Annotated in this window: 17 protein-coding genes and 1 other RNA gene; 3 read left to right on the forward strand and 15 right to left on the reverse strand. The window is 68.0% G+C overall.

What is annotated here, in order from left to right; genetic code table 11:
* Positions 1–19: 19 nt before the first annotated feature.
* From ssrA to AC4D2F_RS04950, 14 genes are all read right to left on the reverse strand, one after another.
* Positions 20–387, reverse strand: a transfer-messenger RNA (tmRNA) gene (gene ssrA, locus AC4D2F_RS04885).
* Between the two features lie 146 nt (positions 388–533).
* The gene (locus tag AC4D2F_RS04890; protein WP_490909701.1) at positions 534–908 is read right to left on the reverse strand and encodes a hypothetical protein; all 375 of its coding nucleotides are present in this window, start codon (positions 906–908) and stop codon (positions 534–536) included.
* On the reverse strand, positions 905–1378 hold the full coding sequence (gene smpB, locus AC4D2F_RS04895) for an SsrA-binding protein SmpB (RefSeq protein WP_043446231.1): 474 nt from the start codon (positions 1376–1378) through the stop codon (positions 905–907). Before smpB ends, AC4D2F_RS04890 begins: the two co-directional genes overlap by 4 nt.
* Before the next feature lie 64 nt (positions 1379–1442).
* A complete protein-coding gene (locus tag AC4D2F_RS04900) occupies positions 1443–3044 on the reverse strand; it encodes a peptidoglycan DD-metalloendopeptidase family protein (protein WP_490909702.1) in 1602 nt (533 codons plus the stop codon).
* A 5-nt stretch (positions 3045–3049) separates the two neighbouring features.
* Entirely contained in the window at positions 3050–3964 is a 915-nt protein-coding gene (gene ftsX, locus AC4D2F_RS04905) for a permease-like cell division protein FtsX (protein ID WP_490909703.1), read from the reverse strand.
* Positions 3961–4665 carry a cell division ATP-binding protein FtsE gene (ftsE, locus tag AC4D2F_RS04910; RefSeq protein WP_490909704.1) on the reverse strand — a complete coding sequence of 235 codons (705 nt, stop codon included), beginning with the start codon at positions 4663–4665 and terminating at the stop codon, positions 3961–3963. The genes ftsX and ftsE overlap by 4 nt, the downstream gene beginning before the upstream one ends.
* A gap of 168 nt (positions 4666–4833) precedes the next feature.
* Entirely contained in the window at positions 4834–5949 is a 1116-nt protein-coding gene (gene prfB, locus AC4D2F_RS04915; RefSeq protein WP_490909705.1) for a peptide chain release factor 2, read from the reverse strand.
* 37 nt (positions 5950–5986) lie between these two features.
* The gene (locus AC4D2F_RS04920; RefSeq protein ID WP_490909706.1) at positions 5987–6463 is read right to left on the reverse strand and encodes a pilus assembly protein TadG-related protein; all 477 of its coding nucleotides are present in this window, start codon (positions 6461–6463) and stop codon (positions 5987–5989) included.
* Complete coding sequence (locus tag AC4D2F_RS04925; protein ID WP_490909707.1) at positions 6460–6846, reverse strand: hypothetical protein; 387 nt, start codon at positions 6844–6846, stop codon at positions 6460–6462. The genes AC4D2F_RS04920 and AC4D2F_RS04925 overlap by 4 nt, the downstream gene beginning before the upstream one ends.
* A 145-nt stretch (positions 6847–6991) precedes the next feature.
* A complete protein-coding gene (locus tag AC4D2F_RS04930) occupies positions 6992–7399 on the reverse strand; it encodes a TadE family protein (RefSeq protein ID WP_490909708.1) in 408 nt (135 codons plus the stop codon).
* Between the two features lie 3 nt (positions 7400–7402).
* Complete coding sequence (locus AC4D2F_RS04935; RefSeq protein WP_104165846.1) at positions 7403–7618, reverse strand: hypothetical protein; 216 nt, start codon at positions 7616–7618, stop codon at positions 7403–7405.
* Positions 7619–7651: 33 nt separating this feature from the next.
* Positions 7652–8593, reverse strand: a complete 942-nt coding sequence (locus tag AC4D2F_RS04940; RefSeq protein WP_104165848.1) for a type II secretion system F family protein — start codon at positions 8591–8593, stop codon at positions 7652–7654.
* Positions 8590–9447 (reverse strand): type II secretion system F family protein, encoded by an 858-nt coding sequence (locus AC4D2F_RS04945; protein WP_490909709.1) that lies wholly within the window; start codon positions 9445–9447, stop codon positions 8590–8592. Before AC4D2F_RS04945 ends, AC4D2F_RS04940 begins: the two co-directional genes overlap by 4 nt.
* Entirely contained in the window at positions 9444–10670 is a 1227-nt protein-coding gene (locus tag AC4D2F_RS04950) for a TadA family conjugal transfer-associated ATPase (RefSeq protein ID WP_490909710.1), read from the reverse strand. The genes AC4D2F_RS04945 and AC4D2F_RS04950 overlap by 4 nt, the downstream gene beginning before the upstream one ends.
* A 586-nt stretch (positions 10671–11256) precedes the next feature.
* Between AC4D2F_RS04950 and AC4D2F_RS04955 the strand changes: the two genes are divergently transcribed.
* The 3 genes from AC4D2F_RS04955 to AC4D2F_RS04965 all read left to right on the forward strand — a co-directional run bounded on the left by AC4D2F_RS04955 (position 11257) and on the right by AC4D2F_RS04965 (position 18857).
* Positions 11257–13947, forward strand: a complete 2691-nt coding sequence (locus AC4D2F_RS04955) for a hypothetical protein (protein WP_490909711.1) — start codon at positions 11257–11259, stop codon at positions 13945–13947.
* A 71-nt stretch (positions 13948–14018) separates the two neighbouring features.
* Positions 14019–16619 carry a GH25 family lysozyme gene (locus AC4D2F_RS04960; protein ID WP_490909712.1) on the forward strand — a complete coding sequence of 867 codons (2601 nt, stop codon included), beginning with the start codon at positions 14019–14021 and terminating at the stop codon, positions 16617–16619.
* A 108-nt stretch (positions 16620–16727) separates the two neighbouring features.
* Entirely contained in the window at positions 16728–18857 is a 2130-nt protein-coding gene (locus tag AC4D2F_RS04965) for an acyltransferase family protein (protein ID WP_490909713.1), read from the forward strand.
* On the opposite strand, the gene AC4D2F_RS04970 is transcribed toward AC4D2F_RS04965, so the two are convergent.
* Positions 18854–20287, reverse strand: a complete 1434-nt coding sequence (locus AC4D2F_RS04970; protein WP_490909714.1) for a lipopolysaccharide biosynthesis protein — start codon at positions 20285–20287, stop codon at positions 18854–18856. The genes AC4D2F_RS04965 and AC4D2F_RS04970 overlap by 4 nt on opposite strands.
* Positions 20288–20289: the final 2 nt, after the last annotated feature.

Consider the following 20289-nt stretch of genomic DNA (forward strand, 5'->3'; position numbering starts at 1 on the left):
AGGGCGCTTCGTCGTGGAGCTGTGGAGATGGCGGGAATTGAACCCGCGTCCGATGCAGTGTAGTCAGGGCTTCTCCGGGCGCAGTTCGCGTCGGTTTTTCTCGGCTCCAGTCATCGTGCGAACGAGTGACTGCCGAGCCCAGTTGTATAAGAGTCCCCCCGGTCCCTACAACGAGGACCGGGAGCAGTGGCCCTCTAAATGACGCCAGTATCCGGGGCGAGAGCAAACCCGGGCTGACGGACTAGCTAGGCTGCTTAGGCAGCGAGAGCGAAGTCAGTGCGCTTTTGTTCGGCACTTATTGTTTTACAAGGAGCGTTTACGAGATAACCCTGTGTCCTCGGCCCGCTTCCCCTGTCGCGACTAACATCGTCGAAACCTGTCATCCCCATGTTCAGTTATCAAGGTGCTCAGGCGTCAGATGATTCCTAAGCGTGATTCCTGCGCTGCCCGGCCCACCGGCCGTCCAGTTCCTCCACTCTACCGCACCCGTCCGGTCTGCCGGCAGGGCTTCGCCGCAGGTGAACGAGGCCGGGTCATTGCCCCAGGGTGACCCCCAGGATGACGACGGGCGACTGCCAGAGGCGCACGATCACGAAGGCGAGGGTGACGAAGGCGATGCCGAGGGCGGCCAGCGCGGTGGTCGCAGCCTGCTTGCGCCGGAAACCCCACCAGAAGATGGCTGCGTTCAGCACCACCAGGACGGGCGAGACCCAGACGAGGACCTGCGCGAAGTAGACGTAGACGAGGAAGACGAACGGGATCAGGGAGAGGATGCCGACCGGCACCACGATCAGCAGCAGGACCAGGTCCACCAGGGCGCCGAGCGTCACCCACCAGGGCCGCCTGTACCGCAGCTCCGACGGCTCGGGTCCGTCGTCCTCCTGGGTCTCCCAGAAGACATCGCTCATGCGCCGAGGTTCTTCTCGCGCATGGCGCGCAGCGCTTCCCGGTTGTCCTGCTTCTCGCGCAGGGTCTGCCGCTTGTCGTAGTCGCGCTTGCCCCGGGCGACGGCGATCTCCACCTTGGCCCTGCCGTTGAGGAAGTAGAGCTGCAGCGGGACGAGGGTGAAGCCGGACTCGCGGATCTTCTGGGAGATCTTGGTGAGTTCCTCGCGGTGCAGCAGCAGCTTCCTGCGGCGACGCGCGGCGTGGTTGGTCCAGCTGCCCTGCGAGTACTCGGAGATGTGGATGCCCTCGAGCCAGAGCTCGTCGTTGTAGAAGACCGCATAGCCGTCGACGAGGGAGGCGCGTCCGGCACGCAGGGACTTCACCTCGGTGCCCATCAGGGCGAGCCCGGCCTCGTAGGTGTCGAGCACGGCATAGTCGTGGAAGGCCTTCCGATTGGTGGCCACCACTTTCCGGCCACTTTCCTTCGGCACGGCGATACTCCTTCTCGCGACACTGCTGCGGACGGCGGCCCGCGGGTGGGCAGTGCCTTCCATCCTACGACCCGAGCAGGCCCAGCGGGTCCACGAGCGTACCGTTCAGCATCGTCTCGAAGTGGAGGTGGCAGCCCTGGGAGTTCCCCGTGGTGCCGGTGTGGCCGATCAGCTGGCCTGCGCTGACGCGCTGCCCGACCGAGACCACGTAGCTCGTGAGGTGGTAGTAGTTCGTCGCGAGCGCGTTCCCGCCGATCACGCCGTGGTTGAGGACGATCCGGTTGCCCGCACCGGGCAGGACGTTCGAGTCCGCGTACCAGACCTCACCGGCGGCGGGCGCGTACAGGGGCGTGCCGCAGCCCACCCCGTAGTCGATGCCCGTGTGCACGTAGCCGCCCGTGCCGTTGAAGTCGATGGTTCCCACCGGCGTCGGGCGCCACCCGAAGCCGGACGAGATCGGGGCGCCGACCGGCGACCTCAGGCCGAAGGCGGTGGGGTTCGACGGCGCAGGAGCAGGCAGGTCCGGGATGACGGGGACGACGGGCGCGACAGGAGCGACCGCCTTGGGCTGTACGGGAGCGGGCGCGGGCCTGTTCGCAGCGGCGGCCTCGGCTGCACGGCGTGCCGTCTCGGCAGCTGCGACAGCTTCGGCCTCGGCCCTCCGGCGGGCCTCCTCGGCGGCGGCCGCCGCCTCCGCCTCGGCGCGGAGGCGGTCCTGCTCCGCCTTCTGGCGGGCCTGCTCGGCCTTCTGGCGGGCCTCCTCGGCCTTGCGCGCCTCCTCGAGCTGACGGCGCTGGCGCTCGGCGATGTCCGCGTTGACCTGCTGCTGGGCCTTCTCGACACTTGCGAGCTTCGCCTCGATGACGGGCTTCTGTTCCTGGAGTTTCGCGGACAGGGCGGAGGTGTCCGCCACGAGCCGGTCCACCTTGGCCTTCTCCCCCGCCGCGGCGTCCCGTGCCGACTGTTCTGCGGCGAGTGCGTCGTCCGCCTTCTCCTTGAGTCTCGCGATCTCGGCCTCGACGGCGATCAGGCGTGCCTGGCTGTTCGCGTTCGTCGCGTTCTGCTCGGACAGCCGGGCCATTGCGGCGTTCTGGCTGCGCAGGGCCTGGTCCACCATGTCCATCGACCGGGTGAAGTCGTCGACGCCGTCGGCACCCAGGAGCAGCGACACGTTGGTGGGGACGCCGCCGTTCTTGTAGGCCTCCGTGGCGATCTGGCCGATCACCTCGCGGGTCTCGTCCATCTCCTGCCGGTCGGCGCGGAGCTCCTCGGTGATCTTCGTCTTCGTCTCCTGCGCCAGGTCGACGCGCACCGCGAGGGCTCCGACGTCGTCCGCCGCCGTCTCGACCCGGCCCTGGGCCTCAGCCAGGGACTGCTGCGCTGCGGGGAGCTGGCCCTGGTAGGTTCTCAGCGCGCCGATGGTCTCGGCGATGTCCGCGTCGAGGTACTCCATGGACTGCTGCACCTCTGCCACCTCGTTCTCGAGGGCACTCTTGCGGTCCTCGAGCTCGTCCGCGACCACCGGGGTACCGAAGCCGAGGGCGAGGGCCGCGACGAGTGCGATCGATGTCCCTGCGGTGGCGCGGACAAGATAGGTCCGCCTGTCCTGCCGTGGTCGCCACGATGATCCTGGCGGGCGCACGGGTCCCCTGGCGCTGGGCGTCATCGCTGTCAGACCTTTACGTATCGTCGGAGGGTGAGCAGGGACGAGATCCCTGCGAGGAGGGCACCGAGCAGGATGAGCACCGGAACCAGGAGCAGGACCTGCTGGGAGGAGATGAACGCCGTCTGCGGGAAGGTGTTCACGAGCCAGCCGTCGATCAGGAAGCGGGAGGCCCCCCACAGCGTCGCCGACGCGAGGACCGCCCCGATCACCGCGGCGATGACGCCCTCGAGGATGAACGGCAGCTGGATGATCGCCTTGGACGCGCCGACGAGGCGCATGATGCCCGTCTCACGGCGGCGGCTGAAGGCGGAGAGCCGGATGGTCGTGGCGATCAGCAGGATCGCGCAGAACGTCATGATGCCGGCGATCGCGAGCGCGACGACGGACGCCCAGTTCATGTAGCGGAAGATCGCCTCCAGGAAGTCCCGCTGGTCGCTGACCGCATCCACGCCCGGTTCGGAGGAGAAGGCCTCGTCGATGACCTCGTACTTCTCGGCGTCGACGAGGCTGACCCGGAACGACTCGGGCAGCTGCTCCGCGGTGACGGAGTCGACGATCGGCGAGTTGGCGAACTGGTCGCGGAAGTGGACGAGTGCCTCCTCCTGCGTCTCGTGGGTGACGGTGTCGACGTACGGGGCGAACTGATCGGATTCCAGCCGGGCCTCGATGGCAGCACGCTGGTCCCCCGTGACCGGTCCGGCAGCGCAGCTCGCCTCGGAGGAGTTGTCCACGCAGAGGTAGATGGTGACCTGGACGCGGTCGTACCAGTACCCCTTCATCTGGTTGATCTGCAGCTGGAACAGGCCCGCCGCACCCACGAAGGTCAGCGAGATGAAGGTCACCAGGATCACCGAGGTGACCATCGACAGGTTGCGGCGGATGCCCGAGCCGATCTCGGACAGGATGAAGGCGACCCTCATCCGGCCATCGCTTCGGGGCGGCCCGCGTAGATGCCCTGGGCGTCGTCGCGCACCACGGACCCGCTGCGGAGTTCCACGACGCGCTTGCGCATCGTGTTGACGATGTCGTCGTCGTGCGTGGCCATGACCACCGTGGTGCCGTTCTGGTTGATCGTGTCGAGGATCTTCATGATGCCCATGGAGGTGGTCGGGTCGAGGTTCCCGGTGGGCTCGTCGGCGAGCAGGATGCCGGGACGGTTCACGATCGCGCGCGCGATCGCGACGCGCTGCTGCTCGCCGCCGGACAGCTCGTGCGGCATCCGGTTGTCCTTGCCGTCGAGGCCTACGGTGGCGAGGACGTCCGGCACGGTCTCGCGGATGACGGCCCGGCTCCTGCCGATGACCTGCATCGCGAAGGCGACGTTCGCGAAGACCGTCTTGTTGGGGAGGAGACGGAAGTCCTGGAAGACGACGCCGATGCCCCGGCGCAGGCGGGGCACGCGCCAGCTGGGGATGTTCGCGACGTTCTGGCCGGCCACGTAGACCGCGCCCCGCGAGGCCCGGTCCTCCTTGAGCACCAGACGGATGAACGTCGACTTGCCGGAGCCTGAGGCGCCCACGAGGAAGACGAACTCGCCGCGGTCGATGTCGAGGGAGACGGCATCGAGGGCGGGCTGCGACGTGGGGTCGTAGGTCTTCGTGACGTCGTCGAATCTGATCATGATCACTCTGCGCCCGTGGATCGCCGGGGCACGGGCATTGGCTCGGGGAAGGAAGCGCCGGCTCCTCGACTATAACGACTTGTCGAGAAACGCCCTTTACCTCTGCGGTGTGTCGCGGGCAAGAGCTCGAGTAGAAAACAAGTGGTTTGCGCCGGAAGACGCGTAGCCCTACCCGGCGTCGTTGCGGTTGTTCGTGCGCCAGCGGATGCCGGCATCGATGAAGTCGTCGATCTCGCCGTCGAACACCGACGATGTGTTGCCGACCTCGTGATTGGTGCGGAGGTCCTTGACCATCTGGTACGGATTGAGCACGTAGGAGCGCATCTGGTCACCCCAGGAGGCCTTGACGTCGCCCGCGAACGCCTTCTTCTCGGCGTCCTCCTGCTCCTTCTTGAGCAGCAGCAGCCGCGACTGGAGCACCCGCATGGCTGCGGCGCGGTTCTGGATCTGCGACTTCTCGTTCTGCATGGAGACGACGACCCCCGTGGGCAGGTGCGTCAGGCGGACCGCCGAGTCCGTCGTGTTCACCGACTGGCCGCCGGGTCCCGACGACCGGAAGACGTCGACGCGGATCTCGTTGTCCGGGACCTCGATGACGTCCGTACCCTCGATCAGCGGGATGACCTCGACCGCGGCGAAGGAGGTCTGGCGGCGGCCCTGGTTGTCGAAAGGGCTGATGCGGACGAGGCGGTGCGTCCCGGCTTCCACGGACAGCGTGCCGAAGGCGTAGGGGGCCTTGACCTCGAAGGTCGCGGACTTGAGGCCCGCCTCCTCCGCATAGGAGGTGTCGAGGACCTGCGTGGGGTAGCCGTGGCGTTCGGCCCACCGCAGGTACATGCGCAGGAGCATCTCGGCGAAGTCGGCGGCGTCCACGCCCCCGGCGCCGGAGCGGATGGTGACGACGGCCTCACGCTCGTCCCACTCCCCGGCCAGCAGCGTGACGATCTCGAGGTCGTCGAGGGATCTGCCGAGGGAGACGAGCTCCCTCTCGGCCTCGGCCAGGGTGTCCTCGTCGCTCTCGTCCTGCGCGAGTCCCACGAGGACCTCGAGGTCGTCGATCCGGCTCTCCAGGGTCTCGAGGCGCTCGAGAGCGGACTGCCGGTGCGACAGCTTCGAGGTCACCTTCTGGCCCGCGGCGGGATCGTCCCAGAGGTCGGGTGCTCCCGCTTCCTCGCTCAGCTCCTCGATGTCCTTGCGGATTCCCTCGACGTCGGAGACCTGCTCGATGGACTGGTACTTGGCGCGGAGGGCGCGGATCTCTGCGGGAAAATCAGTGGTTGCCATGGTCCTTCCAGCCTACGTCATGGGCTCTCCCGCCCGTCTATCGGACCAGCTCGGCCCGTGCATCGGCCTGCGCGACGATCGGGATGCCGGCGGGCACCAGGAAGTTCACGATGGGTGGGCGTACGACGGCGGTGAGTACCACCCGCGCGGTCCGCCCGTCCTCCGCGCCGGAGGACGGGTCGACGGCCAGCTGCTCGAACCGCGCCGCTGCCCCGGTGGCGGCGAGGTAACCGGCCGCCGACTCCTCCACGCCGGAATCCTGCAGGGCCGGAAGGGGCGGCGTGGGGTCCCCTCCGCCGACACCGACGTCGATGCTGTAGCTGTCGGCGGCAGCGAGTGCCGCACCGTCCGCCACCGACAGCAGCTTCTTGTGCTCGATGTAGACGGCCGACACCGCGAGGACGACGGTGACGACGAGGAGGCAGACGAGAAGGTAGCCGATGACCAGAACACCGACCTGCCCCTCCTCCGAGCGGTCGGCCGTCGTGTCTGCACCGCCTGTGCGCCTCGTCACCCGAAGCGCTCGACGATCTGGGTGGAGGTGGCGTCCACGGTGGCGGCCGAGGGGTGGGTCCCGGCGATCGCGGGGACCAGCGGGAGGGGGACGTCGAGGCGGACGACGACGGTCACGGTCGTTCCCGGCGCGAGGCATCGACCGCTGCAGGCGATGTCCACCGCGGCCTGCTCCGGCCCGAAGCCGAAGTCCGCGAGCGCGATGCGGGCCGCCTCGCGCGCCCGTGCGTCGGCTTCCTGGGGCGACGCGGCATCCACGTACACCTTCGCTGCCTGGTCGGCCGCCCCGACGACGGCGAAGGAGCCACCCTGGAGCTGCCCGACCGTCAGGACGAGGTAGACGACCGGCACGAGGAGCAGGACCCCCAGGAACACGAACTCCATGACGGCGCTCCCACGCTCCGCCCCGAACCGCGGGCGTCTGGGGGACGGGTGTCCCGGGCTCGGACGTCCCGGGCTCGGACGGACTGCCGCCGGGACAGCGCAGGCCCGTGGCCCTGCGCGCTCTCCGGACCGTCCGGGGTTGCACTCAGGACGGGAGCGCTGCATGGCCGCGCACCTCCATGATTCCTGCCGGTCCGATCAGTCCGATGACGGGCAGCGGAGCGCAGACGACCACTTCGAGGGTCCTCACGCCGCCGACCGTGCTCTCACCGACCGAGACATCGGACCCGTAGGAATCCGCGAGTGACCCGCGGATCAGGTCCTCCGCGCGGCCGACGGCGTCCTGCGGGGAGCGGTCCGCGAGCGTGCCGTACCGTGCTCCCGAGGCGGCGGCGTCGATGAGCGTGTTCCGGACGTGCAGGACGAGCGTCAGCTGGAGGATCGCGATGAAGACGACCGTCAGCAGGCCCCCGATCAGGGCGAAGTCGACGACGGCGGCACCACGCTCCGGGTCCTTCCGAGCGGCGCGTGGACCGACCAGCGCGAGGGCCATGGCCTAGGGCGATACCTGGTCGATCGCCTGGTTGAACAGGCCCTCCAGGGCGGGCCCGGCGATCGCCAGCAGGGCGGCGACGAGGACCGCCGACATCAGCGTGATCATCACCCAGCCCGGCACATCCCCCCGTTCCCGGTCCCCGGCTCCGGCCAGCAGGGCTGCGATGGCGCCGAGGAGGAGTTGGGCGAGGCGTGAGGCTCCGGTCAGGATCTTCATGGCGTTCCCCTTTTAGTCGTCGTCGTTGTGGTGTCAGAAACCGAGGTTGATCAGGGCGATGCCAGGGTAGACAGCGAAGAGGACGGTCAGCGGAAGGACACCGAACACCAGCGGCACCATCATCGCGATCTCCTTCTTCCCGGCGGACTCCATCAGTTCGCGCTTCGCCAGGTCGCGGACGTCCTGCGCCTGCGCGCGGAGCACGTCCGCCAGCGGCGTCCCCCGCTGCACCGCCACGGTGATGCCGTCGACGAAGCGCGCGAGCGGCGCGAGGCGGGTGCGGTGCGAGAACTCCTGCAGCGCCTCCACGAGCGGCTTGCCCGCCCTCGTCGCGGCGAGCACGAGGGCGAACTCGCCGGCAAGCTCCCCGGTGGCAGTCCTGCAGATGCGCTCGAGCGCGCCCGTGGTGCTCTCCCCCGCCGAGACAGCCAGGGCCATGAGCTCGGCGAGGCTGGGGAACTCGGCGAGCATGCGTGCCTCGCGTCTCCTGATCTCGGACGAGAGGACGTAGTCGCGGCCGACGAATCCCAGAACGGCGCAGGCGAGGACGATCACGACGGCGAGCGGCACGTTGACCGACCCCGAGGCCGCCAGGAGCACCATGATCAGGGTCGATGCGGCGAGTCCGCCCGCAGCCCAGAGCAGCTGCTGAGCCCGGAAGTCCGCGGCGGTCTGCGCCCGGCCGGCCTGGGCGAGCCTGCGCGCAAGGGTCGCGGCTGCCGGGTTGAAGCGGTGCGACCACGCGACGGCGTCGGCGAGCAGGGGGCGGAGGATCCGCTCGAGCGGCCCGAAGGGTGTGGCGTTGCCCGGCGCGTCCGCGAGCAGCCTGGACCGGAGGTCCACCGCGCGCAGTTGGGGTGCGATGCGCTGTGTCAGGGTTGTGGCGCGCATGGCCGGCAGGCGGACGAGGACCAGCCACAGACCCGCTCCAAGCAGGAGACCGCAGAGCGCCGCCAGCGCGAGAGTCGGCGTCATCGGAGCACCCGCTCGTCCTCGGGCAGCGCGCCGATCCGGAGCATGACGCGGTAGCAGACCGCGGACACGAGGAGCCCTCCCAGCAGCACGACCGCGCCACCTGCCGTGTTGTAGGCACGCACGGCCTCCGGACGGGTGGACAGGAGCATGAGGACGAACCACGGTGCCGCGACGGCCAGGCGCGCAGCGTTGATCGTCCAGGACTGCCGCGCCTCCAGTTCGCTACGGGTGCGGGCGGCGTCCCGCAGGAATTCGGACAACGTACCCAGGAGGCGGCCGAGGTCCGACCCGCCCACCTCCCTGGTCATGCGGAGTGCCTCGACGATGCGGTCCGCGACCGGGTCCGCCAGCCGCTCCTTGAGCCGGTTGAGCGCGTCGTCGAACCGTCCGCCCGCGCGGTAGTCGGAGCCGAAGGCCCGGAAGGCCGCCCTCAGTTCGACGGGCCCCTTCTCTCCCAGCTGGATGAGGGCCTCGGGAAGCGAGAGCCCCGCGCGGATGGCCGACCGGAGATGGTCCACGACGTCGGGCCACAGCTCGCGCAGCGAAGCGGTGCGCTTCGTCGCACGCCATTTCACGATCGAGAACGGCAGGAATCCACCGAACAGGGCGAAGCACAGCGCGATCGGTGCCGAGCCGGTCATCACGAACCCGATGAGCAGCACGATCAGTCCCGTGGCGGCGCAGGTGGCGAGCAGCCCGCGGGCCGAGACACGCTCGATCCCTGCACGCAGGAGGAGGTCCTCGAGTGGATACCGGCGCGCGGGGGCCCGACGGTCGCGCGCGGGCCGCTCCCAGCACGACCACCAGATCAGGAACAGGCCGACGCCGAGGCCCGCCCCTGCCGCCGTGTTCACGCCCGCACGCCCAGGGCGGCCGAGACGTCGACGCCCGCGGCCGCGAACTTCTCCTCGGCGGGCATGCCGGTGGCCGTCAGCTCCAAGCTTCCGTCGATCCGTGTGAAGACCGGGGAGGACTCGATGACGCCGTTCTCCACCCGTCGTCCAAGGGCCATGATCTCGGTGACCCGGCGCTGACCGCCGGGCAGCCGTGCGCAATGCACCACGAGGTCGATGCAGGAGGCGACGGTCGGCACCACGAAACTGCTCGAGATGTTCTCCCCCGCCAGGAGCGGCAGCGTGCAAATCTTGGTGATGGCGTCATGCGCGCTGTTGGCATGGACGCTGCACATCCCGGGCAGGCCGCTGTTGAGGGCGATGAGCATGTCCAGGCTCTCGGCCTCGCGCACCTCGCCGACGATCAGCCGATCGGGGCGCATCCGGAGGGCCTCCTTCACGAGGCGCCGCAGGGGTATCTCGCCGTGTCCTTCGAGGTTGGGCTGGCGACACTGCAGGCCGACGACGTCGCGCAGCGGCAGCTGCAGTTCGAAGATCTCCTCGACGGTGATGACCCTCTCCCGTGGGCCGATGGATGCCCCCAGACAGTTCAGCATCGTCGTCTTGCCTGCCTGGGTCGCCCCGGAGACCAGGATGTTCAGGCCACTGGCGACAGCTGCTCCGAGGAATCGCGCCGCCTGGGGAGACAGCGTCCCCAGCTCCACGAGGTGCTCGAGCCTCGAAGCACGCGCGACGAACTTCCGGATGTTCACGGACCAGTGGTTGCGGGTCACATCCGGGATCACGACGTGCAGCCTGGAACCGTCGGGCAGGGAGGCGTCGACGAACGGCGAGGACAGGTCGAGCCGCCGCCCGGAGGACTTCAGCATCTTCTCGACGAGGTCCCGGACCTGCTGGTCGGTCAGCGACAGCGCCGTGAGCTCCGACTCCCCGTCCCGTGCGATATAGATCTCCGCGGGCGCATTGATCCAGATCTCCTCGATGGTCGGATCGTCGAGCAGGGGCTGGAGGGCACCGAACCCGGCGACGGCGTCGTAGATCTGCTTGCGCGCGGCGTCCAGCCGCCCGAGCGGCGGGAGGACCCCGAGCACCGAACGCTCCTCGTAGTCGGCGACGGCGTCATGCACGAGGAGTTGCACCTCGCCCACCTGGCGGCCGGGGTCGAGGCCGCGCCGGCGGATGAGTTCGCGCACCTCGCCCTCGACCAAGCGAACAGCATCCATTGATGTCCCCCATATGTCCGCCCGCCGACGTCGATACGCCGTTCGGGCGCGGAATTGCTTCCGCCGCCTTCACCCTACTGAAGTGGAGGCTGCCCGAATAGAGCGCGCCAGGCATGTGCATAAATTCGGGGACGAGATGACAATCACGGCAACGGGCACCGCGCAAGAGCGACACGCCAGCGCGGATACGGACATAAGCGCAGGTTTTGCCTAAGATTCCACTTTCACTTCCGAAACGTTAGTCACGTTCGTAACAGAACTGTAGTCTGCACGGGAATTCAATCAGCTGGCTGACGCCCGGAATCTGCTGGAGAAACCCGTGACATTACCCTTCCCCGCCCGACTTCTGAGCGCAGCCCTGCTGTCCTTCGGACTTCTGGGCAGCGCCGTCCCCGCTGTAGCAACCGACACGGTGACCGCCCCGTCACCGTCGGCGACAGCGACTCCTGTCGCCCCATCGACCACCCCAGTTGCCCCGACCGCTGGGCCGACCCCTCCGGCGAAGGCCCCCACGCCGGGTGCAGCTCCGGCGCCGGCTGCGACGGTCGCGCCCACTCCTCCTGCCGCCACCAAGGAAGCCGCGCCGGTGAAGCAGCCCGCGGCGCAGGATGAAGTGACCTCGTTCGTGCCGGATCTGAACTGGAATCCGCTCGACGAGCCCGGGTCGAACGCCCGCTACGGCGAGCATTATGCGGAACCGGTCACTCCGATGAAGACGGCGTCGCCGCTGAACCTCGACGGCAGCGGCGGGAGCGCGGCGCTCGCCCCGCGGTCCGGGGCCTTCAAGGTCACGCTGGTCACCGTGCAACTGTCGGGGAAGACAGTTGCCGACACCGATGCGATCAACCTGGCGGCGGCCCGCAATTCGATCACGAACGCCAATTCGTACTGGAATTCGGTCTCCGCGGGGCGGCTCTCGATGACGAAGGTGAACGAATACCGCCACAAGTCGGCCGCGAAGATCACGGACTCCTACGGCACGATCATGGCGACAGTGACCAAGGAATTGAACTGGCAGTACCGGCCCTACGAAGCCCTGGTGATCTTCGTGCCGCATGCGGACCTGAACTACAACGGGTCGTGGGGCATTCTCGGGGGTGGTTTCACGGACGGTCCTACGAGCGGGCGCGTGATCATGCCGTATCCCTCGGCACTCACGAACAACGTCGTGACGCACGAGTTCGGGCACGTGCTGGGTCTCCACCACGCGAACTCCCTGGCCTGCACGAGCGGCCGCACGGATGCTCCGATCTCGGGCGGATCATGGGCGGACCCGGCGTGCTGGTCCTCCGAATACAGCGACATGTCGGATCTGATGGGCTACGCCCAGGTCGCGTCGCCGGTCATCAACGCCTTCCTCTGGGAGTACGGCGGCTTCGGGTCTCCCGCGGACATCCGCGATATCGGCACACCATCGGACCGTCAGCGGTTCACCCTGAAGCCTTGGGCCGGCAAGGAGGCCGGCAGGGCTCTCAAGTTCACCGATCCGGTCAGCGAGGAGGTCTACTACCTCGAACTGCGCGTGCCCGTCGGATTCGACAGGACCAGCGCGGTCGGCGGTAATCAGGGCGTCAAGATCACCAAGCAGGACATCCTCGGCTGGAGCGGGAACGCCTCCGCGGTCCTCACCCCCAACAGCAGGCTGTCCGGCTACTCCCATCGCGCGCTGACGTGGGCGGCAGGACAGACATTCGTCACGCACTCGGGAACACGGGTGGAAATCAGCTCGATAGCCATTCCTGCGAATCCGGAGGGTGCGAGTGCCGTCGTGACGATCACTCCCCCCGAGACGAATGCCACGCGGGCGGCGGCGGCGATCGCGGCGGTGGTGTCTTCTGCTCCGCAGCTCGGTGCTGTGCAGTCCGGTGTGGTCTGTGGCCTGGTCGATGGGGGCTGCTACCAGGGCTTCACGAATGGTGCGGTCATCTGGTCCTCCGGGACCGGTGCCGTGATCTCCTCGAACGGCGCGATCCGCAATGCATGGATGGGAGCCGGGGCCCAGAACGGTGTCCTGGGTTACCCGAAGGCCGCGCAGGTATGCGGGATCCGCGACGGCGGCTGCTACCAGTCGTTCCAGAAGGGCGAGGTGTTCTGGTCCACCGCATCCGGAGCCCACATCTCCAAGGCCGGCGTGATCCGCACCGCCTACCGTGCCGCAGGAGCGGAGAACGGAGCACTGGGCTTCCCGATCGGCGCGGAGGCCTGCGGGTTGAGGAACGGCGGCTGCTACCAGGCCTTCCAGCGAGGCGAGATCCTCTGGTCCCCGACCACCGGGGCCCAGATCTCCAAGGCCGGCGTGATCCGCACCGCCTACCGTGCCGCAGGAGCAGAGAACGGCATCCTCGGCTACCCCGTCACCGCGGAGACCTGCGGACTCAGACTCGAGGGCTGCTACCAGGCATACCAGAACGGGGAGATCCTCTACTCCAGCAAGACCGGAGCACACATCAGCAGGGCCGGCGCGATCCGTGACCTCTACCGCAGCTCCCGAGCCGAGAACGGCGTCCTCGGGTTCCCCGCCGGCAAGGAGACCTGCGGCCTGAGGAACGGCGGCTGCTACCAGTCCTTCCAGGGCGGCGAGATCATCTGGTCGGCCGCCACCGGAGCCCGGATCACCTACAACAGCCCCATCCGCACCACCTACCGTGCGGCAGGAGCGGAGAACAGCCTCCTCGGCTACCCCGTGAACGCACAGATCTGCGGTATCCGCGACGGAGGGTGCTACCAGTCCTTCCAGGGCGGCGAAATATTCTGGTCCGCCGCCTCCGGAGCCAACATCAGCAGGCAGGGCGGCATCCGCAACCTCTACCGGTCCATAGGAGCCGAGAACGGACGACTGGGCTTCCCCCTCACCGCCGAGATCTGCGGCCTGAAGAACGGCGGCTGCTACCAGTCCTTCCAGGGCGGCGAGATCCTCTGGTCGGCCGCCACCGGAGCCAAACTCGTCACCACCGGATCCATCCGCACCGCCTACCGCGGTGCCGGCGCCGAGAACAGCGCCCTGGGATACCCCCGGGTCAACGAGATCTGCGGGATCCGCGACAACGGCTGCTACCAGTCCTTCCAGGGCGGCGAGATCCTCTGGAGCTCCAAGACCGGAGCCCGCATCACCGCGAACGGACCGATCCGCACCACCTACCGGCAGTCCGGCGCCGAGAACGGAACCCTCGGCTACCCCACCACCAACCAGACCTGCACCACCAGCACCCGCTGCACCCAGACCTTCCAACGCGGAACCCTCACCTGGACCCCCACCACAGGCGTCAAACGAACCTGACCCACCCCACCGATCGATCCACCAGCACGCGTGCCTCCGGGCACAGCCCCCGAATACATAGGTGATCCACTGTGACAACCAGACGAACCTCCACCCTGACCGGCGTCGCTGTGCTGCTTGCAGCGATCCTCATCGGTCCCGTGACCCCTGTGTCGATGTCGCCTGCCCTGGCGACCGAGACCACCGATACAGCCACACCGCAGGTCGCTCCGACCGCCAAAGGGCTTCCCGCCACCGTCGCCGAGACCCCGGCCGGCGACGAAGCCCCCGTCGGAGAGGAAGCGCCCGTCGACGACGGGACGGTCACTGATCGGAAGGTCTCCGACCCTCCGAAGGAGGAGACGGAACAGCAGGGTCTCCCCGCGATGGTGCCCGAGGAGAGGAACGCCTCCATGGGACAGGGCCTCGCACGGATCGCCGAGACCGGCGACCCCCAGATCCCTCGCGCCGAGGAATCGCGCGACAACCGCCCTGATGGGATGAAGGGCGCCGAATCCCCCTCGGGAGGAGGTTCGGCTGCAACGAGCTACTGGAATCCTGGCGGAGTTCTCGGTGTGGATGTGAGCAGTCATCAGGGGAGGTTCGTCAACTGGTCGTCGGCATGGGCGTACGGTGCCCGCTTCGCCTACGTGAAGGCAACCGAGAACAACGACTACATCAACCCCTACTTCTCCGACCAGTACGCAGGGTCTGCGGATTCCGGCATGTACCGGGGCGCATATCACTTCGCCCTACCCAACATGTCTTCGGCCTCTGAACAGGCAGAGTTCTTCGTCAGGAACGGTGGGGGATGGAGTGCGGACGGCAAGACACTCCCGCCCCTTCTCGACGTCGAATTCAATCCCTACCCGTCACTGGGCAACACCTGCTACAACATGACACCGTCCCAGATGGTCGCCTGGATCAGTGAGTTCTCACAAAGGATGCAGGAGCTGACCGGCCGCAAGCCGATGATCTACACGGCTGCCAGCTGGTGGAACCAATGCACCGGCAACTCCACGGCGTTCGGCGATCACGCACTGCACGTGGCACGCTACGGGACCACCACCCCCGGCACGATGCCCACCGGTTGGACCAGGCAGGACGTCTGGCAGTACACCGACAGCGGCCCGGTGATCGGCGACTGGAACCAGTGGAACGGAGATCTCGCGAGCCTGGATGCCTTCGCGAGGAACAACACGAACTCGCCGGACGCGCGGGCGGCGGCGGCGATCGCGGCGGTGGTGTCTTCTGCTCCGCAGCTCGGTGCTGTGCAGTCCGGTGTGGTCTGTGGCCTGGTCGATGGGGGCTGCTACCAGGGCTTCACGAATGGTGCGGTCATCTGGTCCTCCGGGACCGGTGCCGTGATCTCCTCGAACGGCGCGATCCGCAATGCATGGATGGGAGCCGGGGCCCAGAACGGTGTCCTGGGTTACCCGAAGGCCGCGCAGGTATGCGGGATCCGCGACGGCGGCTGCTACCAGTCGTTCCAGAAGGGCGAGGTGTTCTGGTCCACCGCATCCGGAGCCCACATCTCCAAGGCCGGCGTGATCCGCACCGCCTACCGTGCCGCAGGAGCGGAGAACGGAGCACTGGGCTTCCCGATCGGCGCGGAGGCCTGCGGGTTGAGGAACGGCGGCTGCTACCAGGCCTTCCAGCGAGGCGAGATCCTCTGGTCCCCGACCACCGGGGCCCAGATCTCCAAGGCCGGCGTGATCCGCACCGCCTACCGTGCCGCAGGAGCAGAGAACGGCATCCTCGGCTACCCCGTCACCGCGGAGACCTGCGGACTCAGACTCGAGGGCTGCTACCAGGCATACCAGAACGGGGAGATCCTCTACTCCAGCAAGACCGGAGCACACATCAGCAGGGCCGGCGCGATCCGTGACCTCTACCGCAGCTCCCGAGCCGAGAACGGCGTCCTCGGGTTCCCCGCCGGCAAGGAGACCTGCGGCCTGAGGAACGGCGGCTGCTACCAGTCCTTCCAGGGCGGCGAGATCATCTGGTCGGCCGCCACCGGAGCCCGGATCACCTACAACAGCCCCATCCGCACCACCTACCGTGCGGCAGGAGCGGAGAACAGCCTCCTCGGCTACCCCGTGAACGCACAGATCTGCGGTATCCGCGACGGAGGGTGCTACCAGTCCTTCCAGGGCGGCGAAATATTCTGGTCCGCCGCCTCCGGAGCCAACATCAGCAGGCAGGGCGGCATCCGCAACCTCTACCGGTCCATAGGAGCCGAGAACGGACGACTGGGCTTCCCCCTCACCGCCGAGATCTGCGGCCTGAAGAACGGCGGCTGCTACCAGTCCTTCCAGGGCGGCGAGATCCTCTGGTCGGCCGCCACCGGAGCCAAACTCGTCACCACCGGATCCATCCGCACCGCCTACCGCGGTGCCGGCGCCGAGAACAGCGCCCTGGGATACCCCCGGGTCAACGAGATCTGCGGGATCCGCGACAACGGCTGCTACCAGTCCTTCCAGGGCGGCGAGATCCTCTGGAGCTCCAAGACCGGAGCCCGCATCACCGCGAACGGACCGATCCGCACCACCTACCGGCAGTCCGGCGCCGAGAACGGAACCCTCGGCTACCCCACCACCAACCAGACCTGCACCACCAGCACCCGCTGCACCCAGACCTTCCAACGCGGAACCCTCACCTGGACCCCCACCACAGGCGTCAAACGAACCTGACCCACCCCACCGCCGCACCGGGCTGACAGGGGAAGGGAGGGGGATACCATGGGCTCGCGCCTGTCAGTCCGGACACCCGACTGACGCGCCCCACCAGAAGGAGACTGAGTGATCGACCATGCTGCCCGGGTCGGGCCGCCGAAACGGGCGAAGCTCGGCAAACCGCAGCGCCGCGACATCCAGGCGCTCCGGGCGCTGGCCGTCCTCCTCGTCGTCGTCAACCACCTGTGGCCGGATCTCCTCTCCGGCGGCTACGTCGGGGTCGATGTCTTCTTCGTCATCTCCGGCTACCTCATCACGCAGCACCTGCTCGGCGAGTTGAAGCGCACCGGGAGGATCAGGCTCGGGCAGTTCTACGCGCGGAGGGCGCGACGCCTCCTGCCCGCCGCACTGCTCGTCGCTCTCCTGTCCCTCCTGGTCGCGACGGTCTATCTGCCCACGGGTCGGCTCATCTCGATCGGACGGGAGACCATCGCCAGCACCCTGTACCTGGAGAACTGGTCCCTCGCTGCGCAGTCCGTCGACTACTCGGCGTTGAACAACCAGGCATCCACCGTCCAGCACTACTGGTCGCTGTCCGTCGAGGAACAGTTCTACCTGATCTGGCCGCTCCTGCTCATCGGTGTGTATTCCCTCGCCGGCAGGCGACGCTCGCCGCAGACCTTCATGCTGGCTGCGCTTGCCGCGGTCGGGGCGGCCTCGTTCGCCTTCTCGATCCACCTCACCCACATCAGCCGGAGCGAAGCCTATTTCGTGACGCCCACCCGGGTCTGGGAGTTCGCCGCCGGCGGGCTCATCGCGGCAGCTGCGTCAACCTGGTTCACCGACGAGCGCTACTCGGGGCGCCTCCGGGTCGCAGGCGTCGCGCAGTGGACGGGAGTGGTCCTCATAGCCGCCTCGGCACTGGTGTTCGACGAATCGACGCCCTTCCCCGGGTATCTCGCGGCGGTCCCTGTGGTGGGTACGGCGCTCATCATCGCGTCCGGCCCGCGGTCACCCCTCTGGTCCCCCAACACCGTGCTGAGTGTCACCCCGGTCCAGATACTCGGGAACATCTCCTACTCCCTCTATCTGTGGCACTGGCCCGTCATCATTCTGCTGCCATCGATCATCGATCGTCCGCTGGACACCTCCGATCTCCTCCTGGCGGTCCTGCTGTCCGTGGTCCTCGCCGGACTGACGAAGAAGTACATCGAGGATCCGGGCAGGTCCCGCTTCCTGCCGGGCGCCTCGCCTCGCCGGATCCTGGGCGTGACGGTCGCGGCGACCGTGACGGTGACGACGATCTGCGCAGCCCTGATCGTTGTTGCCGGCTTCGCTCAGGCGGCAGACGCACGGCGGCTCGACGCGCTGTCCGGAGGAGACTGCTTCGGGGCCAAGAGCCTGTCCGCAGCCGTGTGCGAGCAACCGTTCGGACCGCCGGCGGCGACCGGTATCGGCGCCGGAGAAGCCCCGTGGTTCACCGACGAGCAGTGCGGCCCCCACCCCGACCCGATCGTCGTGGGTGACGAGAAGCTCCTGACGCTCTGTGACTTCTCGGACGGCCGGGAGGATGCCGAGACCGTCTGGCTGATCGGCGACTCCCATGCGGAGCAGTGGAAAGCGGCGATCCTTCCCCTGGCACGCGAGCATCACTGGAAGGTCACCGTCAGTCTCCTGGGCGGGTGTCCCTACGTCGATGTGAAGCGGTCCGCCTTCATGGGAGCGGAGACGACCGACAGCAGGGTGCAGCAGCGGTGCCTGCAGTGGAGCCGGTCGGTGTCCGACCGCGTCCTCGCAGCCCCGCCCGACGTCGTGTTCCTCTCCTCCTTCTCCGCCGGAGAGGAGATCGACGACGGCACCGGTCGCCCGCAGGCCGAGCAGTACCGGACAGCATTCTCGGACCGCGTGGTTCCATGGACCGCACGCGGCACGGAGGTGTACGTCATCAGGGACACCCCGCTCACCCTGGATCGCTCGACACCGGAGTGCCTCGCCCGCAACGAGGAGTCACCACTTGCTTGCGCGAACCCGAAGACGCAGGCGCTACCCGCCGATCCGGTCGCCGAAGCGGCACGCGCGCTGGACGCACCGGACATCCACGTGATCGACCTCTCGGACCGATTCTGCCCGGATGACACCTGCTACGCGGCCATCGGCGGCCTTCACGTCTACTTCGACCGGGACCACGTCGCACGGAGCTACGTCCGCTCGCTGATCCCGACCTTCGCGGAACGGTTCGCCGCCGTCGCGTCCTAGTGCTTCGCGGAGCCCGACGGCGTCTGCACGGCCTTCCGCCAGGACCGGAGGAGGAACAGCACCACGAGCAGCGCGACGATCACGGCAACCTCGATCACGCCGGCGATGAAGCTGAGCGGGACGAGGCCGAGCAGGACCACGACGCCCACCTGCAGGCCGAAACCGCCCAGGAACAGTGCGAGGGGCACGCTTCTGCCAGGGGGCGTCCGCAGGACCATCGCGTAGGTCAGCAGGCCGAGGCACGCGAACCCGAGCACCTGGATCATGGCCACCACCACGAGGTCGGCCTCCGAGGCCGGCCACCAGGCGAGCACGGCGACGACCACCAGGACACCGGGGGTCACGAAGGCGAGGCGCCGGGTCCCGTCGGCGATGTACAGCAGATTGGAGGCCACGAGGAACAACGCGTATCCGATCGACACCAGCGGGAGCGTGATCGCGATCGGCCAGACGAGCCCGGGCTCGGTCGAGAGGATGAACGATCCCACGGCCGCGCCGGAGGAGGCGAGGAGCCCGACCCCCACCGCCCAGGCAACGGCTTCGAGGGACACGCGCCGCGTTTCGTCCACCAGCTGATCCTCTCCGGCGGACATCATCCGGGTGGACCAGGCGTTGTTCAGGGCGTTCAGGATCGTGATCGGGCCCAATGCGAAGATCAGGACCGTTCCGAAATGACCCGCGTCCTCGACCGCGGCGGCATAGGCGAGGATCAGGACGGACCCCTGCGTGAGCAGCATGAGTGCTCCCGTGTGCGGCAGCAGCGGTACGGCGATCTTCAGCGATTCACGGCCCGAGCCCGGCACCTTCCACGGAGGACGCGGCCGGGCGAGGACGAGGGCCGCGACTCCGGCAGCCAGGACCGCGAGGCTGTAGGCGCCCATGTAGACCTCGGCGGTGGGCGCGATGAAGATGATGCCCAGCAGACCGAGGAGGTTGGCCAGGACGGATGACCCGATACTGAGCAGCACGAAACGCCCGGGCCGGTTCTGCGCGCGGAGCACGGCCTGCGAGCCCAGCACCGTTCCGAGGATCCCGACGCTGACCACCGACAGGACGGTGGTGGACGCCACACCCTCCCCCGTCAGGGCACCCAGACCGAGGAGGCAGAGCGCACCTGCAGCGGCCAGTGCCGCGGAGGCGATGGCCATGAATCCGTACATCCCACGGGAGCGGTCCTGTCCCCGCTCCCGCGCGAACCAGAGGTTCGTGATCGCGAGCGGAAGGCCCGCAGAGATGAGGACGACCAGGACCTGGATCGTCACCACCGACGTCGAGACGTATCCCCACTGTCGTTCGTCGAGGATCCTGACAGCGAAGGGCTGGATGAGCAGGAGCCCCAGACCCTGGAGCAGCGAACCGACGAGGTACCACGTGCCGGAGACGCTCCGGTCGGCCCGCGCAGGCCGTGGCGTAGAGGACCTGCTGAGCATCA

The organism is Arthrobacter sp. TJ-263, assembly GCF_058269155.1.

What these genes read in the sequence shown, in the direction of transcription:
- AC4D2F_RS04890 (WP_490909701.1), bottom strand. Translation starts at nt 908, where the DNA reads ATGAGCGATGTCTTCTGGGAGACCCAGGAGGACGACGGACCCGAGCCG.
- AC4D2F_RS04900 (WP_490909702.1), bottom strand. Translation starts at nt 3,044, where the DNA reads ATGACGCCCAGCGCCAGGGGACCCGTGCGCCCGCCAGGATCATCGTGG.
- ftsX (WP_490909703.1), bottom strand. Translation starts at nt 3,964, where the DNA reads ATGAGGGTCGCCTTCATCCTGTCCGAGATCGGCTCGGGCATCCGCCGC.
- ftsE (WP_490909704.1), bottom strand. Translation starts at nt 4,665, where the DNA reads ATGATCAGATTCGACGACGTCACGAAGACCTACGACCCCACGTCGCAG.
- prfB (WP_490909705.1), bottom strand. Translation starts at nt 5,949, where the DNA reads ATGGCAACCACTGATTTTCCCGCAGAGATCCGCGCCCTCCGCGCCAAG.
- AC4D2F_RS04925 (WP_490909707.1), bottom strand. Translation starts at nt 6,846, where the DNA reads ATGGAGTTCGTGTTCCTGGGGGTCCTGCTCCTCGTGCCGGTCGTCTAC.
- AC4D2F_RS04930 (WP_490909708.1), bottom strand. Translation starts at nt 7,399, where the DNA reads ATGGCCCTCGCGCTGGTCGGTCCACGCGCCGCTCGGAAGGACCCGGAG.
- AC4D2F_RS04935 (WP_104165846.1), bottom strand. Translation starts at nt 7,618, where the DNA reads ATGAAGATCCTGACCGGAGCCTCACGCCTCGCCCAACTCCTCCTCGGC.
- AC4D2F_RS04940 (WP_104165848.1), bottom strand. Translation starts at nt 8,593, where the DNA reads ATGACGCCGACTCTCGCGCTGGCGGCGCTCTGCGGTCTCCTGCTTGGA.
- AC4D2F_RS04950 (WP_490909710.1), bottom strand. Translation starts at nt 10,670, where the DNA reads ATGGATGCTGTTCGCTTGGTCGAGGGCGAGGTGCGCGAACTCATCCGC.
- AC4D2F_RS04970 (WP_490909714.1), bottom strand. Translation starts at nt 20,287, where the DNA reads ATGCTCAGCAGGTCCTCTACGCCACGGCCTGCGCGGGCCGACCGGAGC.